The sequence below is a fragment of the Cedecea sp. VD22 genome (genome assembly GCF_037150195.1).
Lineage (GTDB): Bacteria > Pseudomonadota > Gammaproteobacteria > Enterobacterales > Enterobacteriaceae > Cedecea.
The window spans coordinates 1-10,820 of record NZ_JBBCPX010000028.1 but is presented as its reverse complement, the minus strand read 5'-3'; the positions used below and the strand labels follow the sequence as shown (position 1 = coordinate 10,820).

7 protein-coding genes and 1 pseudogene are annotated in these 10,820 nt (G+C 45.2%); 1 reads left to right on the top strand and 7 read right to left on the bottom strand.

Annotation, left to right across the window (positions count from 1 at the left end):
• Positions 1 to 1,024: 1,024 nt before the first annotated feature.
• The 6 genes and pseudogenes from WFK85_RS23110 to WFK85_RS23085 all read right to left on the bottom strand — a co-directional run bounded on the left by WFK85_RS23110 (position 1,025) and on the right by WFK85_RS23085 (position 8,933).
• On the bottom strand, positions 1,025 to 1,813 hold the full coding sequence (locus tag WFK85_RS23110; RefSeq protein WP_008460557.1) for a glucose 1-dehydrogenase: 789 nt from the start codon (positions 1,811 to 1,813) through the stop codon (positions 1,025 to 1,027).
• A 323-nt stretch (positions 1,814 to 2,136) separates the two neighbouring features.
• Positions 2,137 to 3,235 (bottom strand): annotated as a pseudogene (locus tag WFK85_RS23105) (IS3 family transposase).
• A gap of 491 nt (positions 3,236 to 3,726) precedes the next feature.
• Positions 3,727 to 4,878 carry a CfaE/CblD family pilus tip adhesin gene (locus WFK85_RS23100; protein WP_008460563.1) on the bottom strand — a complete coding sequence of 384 codons (1,152 nt, stop codon included), beginning with the start codon at positions 4,876 to 4,878 and terminating at the stop codon, positions 3,727 to 3,729.
• A 9-nt stretch (positions 4,879 to 4,887) separates the two neighbouring features.
• Complete coding sequence (locus WFK85_RS23095; RefSeq protein ID WP_166996007.1) at positions 4,888 to 7,590, bottom strand: TcfC E-set like domain-containing protein; 2,703 nt, start codon at positions 7,588 to 7,590, stop codon at positions 4,888 to 4,890.
• Between the two features lie 53 nt (positions 7,591 to 7,643).
• Positions 7,644 to 8,150, bottom strand: coding sequence for a CS1 type fimbrial major subunit (locus tag WFK85_RS23090; RefSeq protein ID WP_008460565.1), 507 nt, complete (start codon positions 8,148 to 8,150; stop codon positions 7,644 to 7,646).
• Between the two features lie 54 nt (positions 8,151 to 8,204).
• Positions 8,205 to 8,933: a fimbrial protein gene (locus WFK85_RS23085; protein WP_008460566.1), complete on the bottom strand. Its 729-nt coding sequence runs from the start codon at positions 8,931 to 8,933 to the stop codon at positions 8,205 to 8,207.
• A gap of 227 nt (positions 8,934 to 9,160) precedes the next feature.
• Between WFK85_RS23085 and WFK85_RS23080 the strand changes: the two genes are divergently transcribed.
• Positions 9,161 to 9,661: a hypothetical protein gene (locus WFK85_RS23080; protein ID WP_008460567.1), complete on the top strand. Its 501-nt coding sequence runs from the start codon at positions 9,161 to 9,163 to the stop codon at positions 9,659 to 9,661.
• A gap of 289 nt (positions 9,662 to 9,950) precedes the next feature.
• Here WFK85_RS23080 and WFK85_RS23075 read toward each other — a convergent pair whose 3' ends face one another.
• The gene (locus WFK85_RS23075) at positions 9,951 to 10,334 is read right to left on the bottom strand and encodes a hypothetical protein (protein ID WP_166996009.1); all 384 of its coding nucleotides are present in this window, start codon (positions 10,332 to 10,334) and stop codon (positions 9,951 to 9,953) included.
• Between the last annotated feature and the right edge of the window lie 486 nt (positions 10,335 to 10,820).

Below are 10,820 nucleotides of genomic sequence, written 5' to 3'. Positions count from 1 at the left end.
AGTTTTTTTTATCTATGATTTTCTGCAGTGACTCTTTGTGGCGTAACTGTCGGAGAATATAAAGCCAGTCTTTCTTTGTCATCGTTCGTGCATATTGCATAGAATGTATGTCTCCCTACCTGGGAAATAGTTTAAAAACCTTTTTTACAACAAAGTTCGACTCCTGATTGCAGAATATATAGCTGCGATCCCCTCGGATTCACAACCAACAACGGGACAGCTTTCAGATAAAACCTTTATGACTTAAAATGCATTACCGACGGTGAAACATCTGCTGATATATAGTTAATCAACGAATACCCCTATTATTTTAATCGAGAATACCCTGGGCTGAGGATATATTCTATTTTTTTTGTGCACAGAACGCATTAAATAATTGCTGCATTCACTTCCAGACTGCTTTTTGAAATAAATATTTTTGGCATAATATTTACGTTAAATGAAAGTAGAATGACGTGGATGACACCCATCATCCTGTTTATTCTTTAAAATAGCTCACTCATACCTTGCAAAACTTAGTTGCAACTGACCAGAATATACATGTTATAAAAGAAAATGATTGTCTTGATGCAACTGACTTTCAGTCTTAAACAAAGATGAATATAAACGTTCTGTGGCAATGTTGACTCTTTCACCATCAGAGACGATGTATCTCATCAGACTGGTCTTCCACGCACCACTTTCAGAGCCGGTACGTTCAGTCCAGCAATTACGCTAAGGTATACAACTTGACCATCTTACAGTGTACTTCCAAAAGGTGCGGAAAGCTGTAACTGCCTGAGCCTCTGCGGACACAGGCTGGCAAGATAACAAGCGTACTACATAAGCATTGTTCTTATCCCGCGCGGTATTAGCGTATTTATTGCCTCTACTGCCAATTTTGCAGATATAGTCGATAAATTGTTGTCACAGCGCGTAACTCGTCTGTGAAGAAACGCCCGACGACTATTCTGTCTCAGGACTTCTGAGACCGCTTATGCGGTGACTGAAAGAGTGAAGTGACAGATTTCACTTCACTCATGATTCAGCCCTTCCCACCCTGGAATGAGGGATACAGCGTCATCCCGCCATCCACAAAAATGGTCTGCCCGGTAATATAGGCTGATTGGTCTGAAGCCAGCCAGGCGGCAACATTTGCAACAACCTCTGGCTCAGCGACATACTTCATTGGAATAAGCGTTTCCAGCTCCACACGTAACGTCTCATCGCTCATTTTATCCTGATTCATGGGCGTGTTTATAGCACCCGGCCCAATAGCGTTAACCCGGATGCCCTTTGCAGCATATTCCAGCGCGAGGGATTGAGTCAGCATACGTACTCCCCCTTTGCTGGCAGAATAGCTGGCGAAAGTCGGCCAGGGAATGATCTCGTGAACAGATGACACATTTATAATATTGCCTTTAATGTCGTTTTCTAAAAAGTAGTTAAGCGCAGATCTCCCGGTGAGAAAAAAACTGGTAAGATTGACGTCAATGATCCTGCGCCAGTCATCAAGGCTTATTCTGTGCGTCGGGTTTTGAGTTTCAATCCCGGCGTTATTAATCAGCAAATCCAGTTTTCCGAAATGATCTATCGCAGCCGTAACGAAGTCATGGGCAGTATTTTCATCACTGATATCACCGCCAAATATGGTCGTTTTTCCCGACTTAAGGCCGTTCAGTTTATCAGCCAGCGCCTGCGCTTCTTCTTTGTCTGAATGATAATTGATGACGACATTCATTCCTTCTTCAACTAAGCGGGTAACAATTGCAGCCCCTATTCCTCTGGAGGAGCCTGTTACTGCAGCCACTTTTCCCTGAAGATCTGTAAACATACATAACCCCCTGATTCATTTTTAGCCTGAATGAAACATCACCGTTTCAGCATCTGTCTCTGTTATTCAGGGGCCGGGAACGTAATGCTGGGTATGATCCGGCAACAATGTACGTTTTTGACCGCCAGAATAACGATTTTCTCTTCAATTTATGCTATCTGTAATCCAATGAATACCCTGAAAAATTAGCAACAGATCTTTATATACGCAAGCTCGTGGCCGTGCCGGGTTAAGTCCCGGTGTAAGTACACCCGTTTTAGTTCCACGCACTTTTTGAGGTTTCTGGGTTTTTGACCCTGGCCCAAAATCAATGCAGTGCTAAATCAGAGATCTTCGTCTTTTTGTAGGCTCCGGATAAATTCAGCCGGGGTCATGTCATTTAATGATGAATGCGTTCTCCCATGATTATATTCCCTGCGCCAGCTGTCGAGTTTATTCTGCGCATCTTCCAGTGAGAGGAACCAGTGAATGTTCAGGCATTATCCCGCAGACTACCGTTAAATGATTCAATAAACGGGTTATCTGTCGGCTTTCCTGGACGAGAGAAGTCCATTGTCACCCCATTTTCATACGCCCATTTATCCAGGCTCTTCGAGATAAACTCGCTGCCGTTATCTGTCTGAATACGCACAGGCTGGCGTTTACTCAGTAAGCGTAATGCTTCCATCACAGCGACCACATCCTCGCCCTTCAGCGACTTTCCTGCGTGGATCGCCAGACACTCACGACTAAAATTATCCACTACAGTTAACACCCGAAAACGCCGTCCGTTAAACAGATTATCCGACACGAAATCCATATTCCAGCACTAATCGACACCGGTCAGGAAGGGGCGCTGTTGGCGATGCGCTGCACTGACATGCCTGCGCGGACGCTTTCTCCGCAGGTTCAGTCCTTCCAGACAATAGATTCTGTGTGTTTTCTTGTGGTTAACAGGCCAGCCTTCCCGTCGCAACTGAATATGAATACGCGGGCAGCCGTAGCGGATCCGGGTTTCCGCTATTTCCCTGATGCGAAGGGTAATCGCTCGATCATCCCGCCGACTCTGCCAGTGGTAAACGGTTCTGCTCTGCATCAGCAGTCCACATCCCCGCCGGACACTGATACGGTAAGCTTCCCGCAGGAAATGTACCGCCTGACGCTTCTGAGCCGGCCTCAGAACTTTTGCTTCAGTACCTCCTGCAGCATCTCTTTGTCCAGACTCAGGTCAGCGACAAGCTTTTTCAACCGCTGATTTTCATCCTCCAGCTGCCGCAAACGACGCAGTTCTGTCAGGCCCAGACCAGCGAATTTCTTCTTCCAGTTATAAAAAGTGGCTTCAGAAATGCCCATTTTTCTGCAGACTTCCCCGATGCAAGTACCGGTTTCGGCCTGTTTCAGCGCAAAGGCTATCTGTTCTTCGGTATAACGGGTCTTTTTCATGGCGGTGTGCCTCTCTTTGAGATGGAAGAAAGACCGGAGACTTCAGTTTAGCCTGGCACTGTTTTCAGGGGGAAGGTCATTCGCGTTAAAGAAAAAGGTAGAGCGCAACCTTGTCTCCAGCCCTGCACCAGTCTACCTGCAAGTGCCGATCAGAGAGTTCGTTTTAGCCGTATTCGATTGGCACAACGGTACTTTTATCTGCAACTACATCCATCAGCTAAGCTCTCCACCCACCATGGAAAGATGATTAAAAGGCGACCAGCATCCAAATTATAACCCTTTATATACTCTCTCTACTTGAGAGCTAATGCCTATTATACCGTCCACTAAGAAATTTTATGGTTTACTAGTCACCCTTGCAATAACGCTTATCATTTAAACACGTCCATAGCTAAAGTTATTTGTAATAATGTAAGTAAATCTGCTCAGCATAGCGAACCTTGTAATAGAAATCCATTTATTGCAATAGCTCGTCGTATTTAACGTACGCTCTAGTTAGTTAAATTAGACTGGGTAGATGGTGTATATATAACAGTGAGTTTCCCACTATATATTCCTGCTGACTTATCGGCAAAGCGGAATTGCGGTGTTGTAAATGTTAATGGTGCTGGCACGCATAAAGAAACACCCGAAACACCGGGAATAACAACTTGTCTCTGAATTTTTCTTTCATTCGTATTTTTCCATAAAACCTCCGCTCCATTACTTATAATCTGTGACTGTCCGGATGTAGGGTTTAATACGCTAAGCTGGTAATCAACTCTGTTTTCAGCCTGACTTTTGTCAGCGCCATTTCGATAAACAGAAAAAAATCCAGGCTGCCTTCCTGGAGCACTCGCTCTCTCGTCGCTGAATATCATATTAACCTGAGAGCTTGTCGAGTTTTTCCCATCATATAGACACATATCTAATACAGACTTACCGCTCATACTTTGTGTATTCTTAGTGCCAGTGCGATTGGATAAATTAAGATTTACCTGGGGGGTTGAATAAGGGAATGTTGGGAAATAAACTTGCTGACTTTTAAGGTCTGTCACTGTCAATGATATATCCGCACTCCAAACACCCAATATTCCATATCCATTGTCCCATAAACGTAAATTTTGCTTCAACGTAGCGGTCCAGGTGCCTGGAGATGAGAGTTTGGCAAGCTCACTTTGCGGAATGCTGTAAGTGAAATCACTGGTCACGATTAAAGCATTATCGCAGCCAGTAGTCATTGAAGCAGGGGTGTTTTTGGATTGTCCTGCACAACCTCCAGAAATAACATTCCATTGTTTTATAGGCGTAATATTTAAATCAACTTTAGTTGAACTTCCTTTAAGAGAAAAAGACAGTCTTACGTAAAGTCTGTTGTCTGTTGAGTTGTACCACCACGAAGACGTAGTCGCACAAGCTCCATATGTGGTGTCTGTAGCATTAAGGCAGGTTAGTGTATTTCTTCCCCATTTTTGTCCATTAGTATCATCCTGACCGCCTGATAAAGCATTCCAGATAATTAAAGAAGCAGGTAGTGAGTTTTTATCAAATTCAGCTGTAAGATTTGTAGTTCTGTTCATCGGTGGCTCGTAAATAGCTTTACAAGAGAATGAAACAATGGATAAAAATGAGATTAAGTATAGTAAAACATTTTTAAAATACATATTTACGCCTTAATTATTCATAGCGGTATTTTTCGTATGATCACTTAACCCTGCAGTCATCAGAACAACCTGCTTTTGTTCTGCCGCAGGCAGCCTTGCAAGATCTGTACGCTGGCACCTCGTTTCCCCGACATAACGAATAACATCTCTCATCATGCTGACCTTCATCCCACACTGCCAGTAGGATTCGTTTTTCACAACGTACAACTTTTCCACCTTTCTCGTCGTCTGAAGGGTAAAACTTCCGTTACCCAGAGGCGTCCATGCCATCACATTAAGCGGGATGACCCCTTCAAGTGGGTGGCGGTTGTTATCCAGCAACTGGCCAAGCCACGTGTAGCGCGTTTGCACGCTCACAGCCCGGTTAAAGACCTTTCCTGGAGTCATGAAGACTTTTCTTGCTCCGGTACCCCGGCTTATCTCACTGCTTATTCCCTCAGGGGAGGCAACGGACTCCGTGACGTCAAACTGGTTTTCCCTGTAACCCGGCACAGTAAAAAGCGCCCTGCTGTTGCCTCTCACCTCACTCCTTCCACCGGTGTCCACAGAGACATTTACCCGCGATACTTCTGGGGTGTCTTGCTGTTCAACACCCACAGTTATTGCTGAAGAAGGCGTTCCATCTCCCCAGCGGCCAGCGGCCAGCCCATCCCGATCCAGGATGAGGGAGGAGCTGTAATTACCGCTACCGTTGAGCAGATGTTCCCCACTTGTCCGGTCCCAGGCGTCACTGACGGTCAGGGACCCCGCGCCGTACTGCCCCCCCATACGGCCATAAGCTGAAGCGGTCAGCGTGCCCGTATTCACGCCGTTAAGCGACACACCTGTTTCGTTTTCCCCCGTCTCATCGCTGTACTGACTGGCAGCAATGTTATAACCCAGCCCGTCATTACCCCGCTTACTGGTCTGCCAGTTTGCTCCGCCAGAAAATGTACTTCGCTTTCCGTCCACGCCATTCCTGCTTGCAGAGAACGAAAGCGTAATAAACATGCCTTTATCCGGAGCATTAAATGCGCTGTCATTTCGAAAAAAGGCATTGATGCCTGATGTGATATTAATCTCATTGAGATTAATCGTGCGCGTGAGGCCCGCCTGCCATGTCCGGCTTTCAGAGTGAGTCTGATAAATTCTTTCCCAGGGAACAGCCGTCCGGTCACGCGGGTCAAAATCAGCTATATCCCGGCGATAGACATACCGCCCCCGGTTACTGTTGCGGGCAAATCCGAGTGTGGCATACCACTTATCCAGCGGGACAGAAAACATCACGCTACTACTCTTGTAGCAACCGTTTATGCTGTAGCGATGAAGTCCCTGACTGTTACACTCCGGGGCCGTCATTGCACTACGATAAAAACTGAGCGAAAAACCATCGCTGTAATTTGCCTGCTGAATATTACCTCTTGAGCCTTCGCTTCCGTGCAGATAGCTGACTCTCGACGTCAGAAGCCCGTCAAGCCATCCGGAATCAAAACCGTGCGCCCAGTCCAGCGCACTTTCCCAGAAACGCGCAGTATTGAAAAAAGCTGAACCAGTGGTCAGAGCGAGGTTATTGCTCACCGGCAGCCTCAGCCCGGCCTGAACGACCTGCCTGTCGGTGCGCTCACTGAAGATCCCGTCCGCGTCCGGTACTCCCGCCTGAATAAACCATTGTAACGTGCGGGATGAAAGTTCTCCCAGCCCGGTGTAAGGGACTGTTTCTGTTCTTACCAGCTGGTTATCCTCAAAAATCCGTAAAGTAAGCGTGTAACTTCCCTGAGGGAATGCCCGGGAGTCCAGAATCTGTGCACCGGCTTTTAAATAAAATGAAGCCAGTAGCTGTCCTTCCCGATAAGCATCGACTCTCGCATCACGTGAGAGAAACAGATTGACAGGCGTGCCGGTTGAGACCTTATCCATGTTTATCCATGCAAGCGTCGAGCCCGTCCTGACGCCACGAATTTTACCCAGGGGTAACTGACTGAGATTGATATTCCCCCCGGTATTGCTGAATATGTCCCGGGCGTCCATGACACCTGCCTGCACATAAATCCGCTTTAAAAAATCCTGCCTGATGTAAGCATTATTGACGGATACATCATGCGTGCTTTGATTGCCTGAACGTTGCCCCTGAAGATTCCAGTCAAGGTTGAGATAACCCCCGTCGCTAACGCCCAACGTACCGTTACCCTGAAGCGACACAGACTGATAACGCCTGTCCGCAACGAAATTGACATTTTGTTGATGAATGAGCGCATTACGGCTTTCTGCGCTTACGTCGTAATAAATATTGTCCTGCTTTTTAGCTGGCAAATAATCCCGGGCAATAAAAAGATTTATCCTGCCATTATTTTCATCATAGATAACGTCAACCGTCTGAGTGTCCAGAAAATCGCATCCGGGCTGGTTACCGCCCGTACTGCAGGAGAGCTGGCTGTTGCGGCGAAACGGTTTATCCAGAGACTTATGCAGCATGATGCTGAGCCGAGGGTTGTCCGGATATGCCCTCAGGATGGAAGATATCAACGCGTCCGGTTGTATGAACTGGATGCTTTCAAGATCCACCCAGCTCTTGAAAACCCCCAGCGATTGTCCGTACAGTGAGACTTCCGTGAGAATAGTCTGACCCCGGGCCAGCTCTTCAAATCCCCTGGGTACGCGCAATGATGCATTACTCGTCAGAGAGACTGAATACGCGCTTATCATTACGGCCAGAAACGTGAATCGTATATTCATCCATGAAGTCCTGTCTAATGACAGGGTTTCCCCTGTCATTATTCTTATCTCTGTCAGCCGCCCGCTGCTGCAGTGGCCTGGGTCACGACAAGACTTACAATGCCGGTATAGGTCCCTGCTGCAGAAACTGCGCCTGGCGTGGTCTGTGAAATAACCAACGGCATGGTCGACGAGCCATTCGTAATCCCGCTTGGGAATGTGGTGGCGTAAGCAAGGCTTGTCGCCGTCGTGGAGAGGGCGGTGCCATTGACGGACACACTTAGCGGAATAGGGTTAGCGCCATTCGCATCCGTGAGCGACGGTGTATTTGCCAGGCTGACGTTTAGCGCACGGTCCGCAGTATTGGACCAGAACTTGATGTTCTCTTTATGGGCGGCAAGACCTTTGCCTGGCAGGTACTGCATGGCGATAGATGACGGCAGAGGTGATCCATCAGCAAGTGTGACATCGACCGTAGGGTCGATATTTGCCGTGACAGTAATATCACGCTGGACAGCATTCACACTGAAGGTAGTGACAAGCACGCTGACAAATGAAATAACTTTAATCTGAGTTTTCATCGAACATTCCTTATATTGTTGTTCCCTGGTGTCGGGGACGGAGTAATAGTCTCTTTATAGAGACAAAGAGATTTCTTCGGTTTTTTCTGTTATCCAGTTTACGTATTTAATACGATACTTTTTATCGCGTGAGAATGTGATCCCCGCCAGGCGGGCCTCTGTATCCGGATATATGGTTGCAGACACTTTTATCCACTGACACTGGCCAGACTGGTCACAAACCCCCACTTCTTTTACCGGGATACGGATTGTGCCATTATTTAACACCTTGCCACTACCATCGATAAATAAAAGGCTTGCCTGAACTTTTTCAGGCGCGACGTGAATAAGTGCGCCCCAAACAACATTAACGCCGATACTTGCGGTTGCTGTCGATTTTTTTAAATCGCCTTGCTGCACAATAAAGTTATCTTCATTTACGCTTTCAAAATAAGCACGCCACGTTGTTTCCTTTTCTGGAGGCATGACAGAAACAAGTCTGACCACTCGCTCACTTGCAGGAGAGAGCGCAATCTTTTGCGGCGTAATAATCAGTCCGGCAACACTAAACGCATCACTAGTTTTCTCCTTCTCCTGCGCTGTCCCGGGTTGAAATATCTGCTTGAGACTGACTTTAATAAACTGAACATCATTGTCCTGGGAGATGACTTTTATCTGGCTGGCTCCTTTAAGACCTACAGATACCTCCATGGGATAAACGTACATTGCACCTGAGGTTGGATTTATCTGCATGAAAAATGCGGATACTGCGAGTAACGTCAGCCTGAAAACTCTTAATTCCATTTACTTACCTACCAATCAATAGGTTACGTTAATAAATTTTTCTTTTCCTGGTGGATATTAAGAGACAATCTGATCGATATCAAGTATTTTGATCGTAAATAACGATCAAAATCCAATACATGATAGTCAATGCCTATCATACTACCGGATTTTGATCGATCGTTGCTAAAAATATGAACAGGTTAGACCAGATTTCATCCGAACATTAAGCATACAAGGATCAGGCAATGACTTTGACCGTTTACCCAGCTAGGGACCGTTTTTTTTCTGAAGGTTTAGCTCATTTGTTTTCAGGAAAAACACCAGAAGAAGAAATAATGGTATTGAATCTTGCGAAGTGGTCTCTCAAAGAAATCGTTCTTTCAAACTGGGCGGAGATGAGACGGATGCAGCCATCATTTATTATTACGGAACATAGCTTACTCCCCGTCGCAGATTATTTAAAATCTGCTAATGGAAACTCCTTTGTATTAAACTCCGGTCAGTTAATACTTCCTGAGTTATGTTCCGAAGGTTTAATGACAGAGAGGCTCACCTCACTGAGCAGAAAAAGAAGCGGACGCCTGACGGCTACCGAGTACAGAACACTGAAATGTTTTTTTAACCTGATGACGGTGGACGAGGAAGCATGGAGATATAAGGTGTCAAACAAAACCATCTATGGAATGCGTTCACGGGTTGCTGCAAAACTAGGCATCAAAACCTTAAATGAGATCCTCATGTGGTAGAATTTGAGCGGCATCATTTCACTAGATGAGTGGTAGCAAAAGTGGCATCTCCTGTTTCAAGACTGCCTGCAAACCAAATTTATATTGCGGCAATCTCTCATTTTATGGATATTAATATATCCCTGAGGAAGATACATGATCCAGTACGATACGGACCAGTTGCAACCAGGTCTGTGATCAGACATGCATTTCAAATGAATCGACCCATGTTGTTTGATATACCTATAGTCAGGCATCCGCTTTGCCTGAAGGTTACTGTTCGGATTTATCGAACTTGACTACATCAGAATCATTGTAATATCGGATTACCAGTGACTGGGAAAATCAATCCAGGCGTAACCAATGTGAACATTTTTTTCTTGCACGGGGGGACATTACGCGAGATACGTCGTGCCATAGCTCTCAGTTTACCTGCTACTTGTAGCATTTGCTGCTTGAGAAAAGTTCTTTTCTTAACACCAATCATACTTTGCTGCAGGTAAAAGCAGATAATCGTTTCCTTACTTTTCTTTGTCACATGCTCTGCCTGAACTGAAACAGTTAGATTATTTTCCTTAACTTGTTTGAAACGATCTTGAAAGTTATTTCCGGAAAGTACAACTATAATAAGAAATATAATTATTGAAGCAGATGGCAATGCAAGCACCAAACCCAGTCTCTCAGATGAAATCATCGTCTTTTATGAGACTAAATGGTCTGATTCAAGATAATAACTGTCTGAAAGAGGCAGGTGTGCGATTTTTACTAAAAAAACCTCATGGATATGGTAAGCCGTCATTTTTTTTCCTTTAATATAAATCGCGCACTAATTATTCGTTTTTATCTGTGTATATGTCAGGGCACATATTCGATAAATAAATCACTGTCTTCCTTAGAAGAAGTTTAGCATAAATTGTGCTCTCTTTGCACCCCAGTGTTAACAAAGAGTGAAGAACAATCCAGATTGGCTATTCAACCAGTAGGAATGTCACTGTTGGTATTTTACTTTCAAATGAAAATGATTAATCTACTTAAGCTCCCCCTGATATTATTCTTAACCCGCTAATTTTTAAGATCTATATGCTGCAGTATGAAAGAACAATTAAATAGAAAGACTTGTTTATATGCTCCGCCAGTTACGGTATAAAGAGCCACCGGAGAAAACCATCTACAAAAAATC

What these genes read in the sequence shown, in the direction of transcription:
- WFK85_RS23100 (WP_008460563.1), bottom strand. Translation starts at nt 4,878, where the DNA reads ATGTATTTTAAAAATGTTTTACTATACTTAATCTCATTTTTATCCATT.
- WFK85_RS23085 (WP_008460566.1), bottom strand. Translation starts at nt 8,933, where the DNA reads ATGGAATTAAGAGTTTTCAGGCTGACGTTACTCGCAGTATCCGCATTT.
- WFK85_RS23080 (WP_008460567.1), top strand. Translation starts at nt 9,161, where the DNA reads ATGACTTTGACCGTTTACCCAGCTAGGGACCGTTTTTTTTCTGAAGGT.
- WFK85_RS23090 (WP_008460565.1), bottom strand. Translation starts at nt 8,150, where the DNA reads ATGAAAACTCAGATTAAAGTTATTTCATTTGTCAGCGTGCTTGTCACT.
- WFK85_RS23095 (WP_166996007.1), bottom strand. Translation starts at nt 7,590, where the DNA reads ATGAATATACGATTCACGTTTCTGGCCGTAATGATAAGCGCGTATTCA.
- WFK85_RS23110 (WP_008460557.1), bottom strand. Translation starts at nt 1,813, where the DNA reads ATGTTTACAGATCTTCAGGGAAAAGTGGCTGCAGTAACAGGCTCCTCC.
- WFK85_RS23075 (WP_166996009.1), bottom strand. Translation starts at nt 10,334, where the DNA reads ATGATTTCATCTGAGAGACTGGGTTTGGTGCTTGCATTGCCATCTGCT.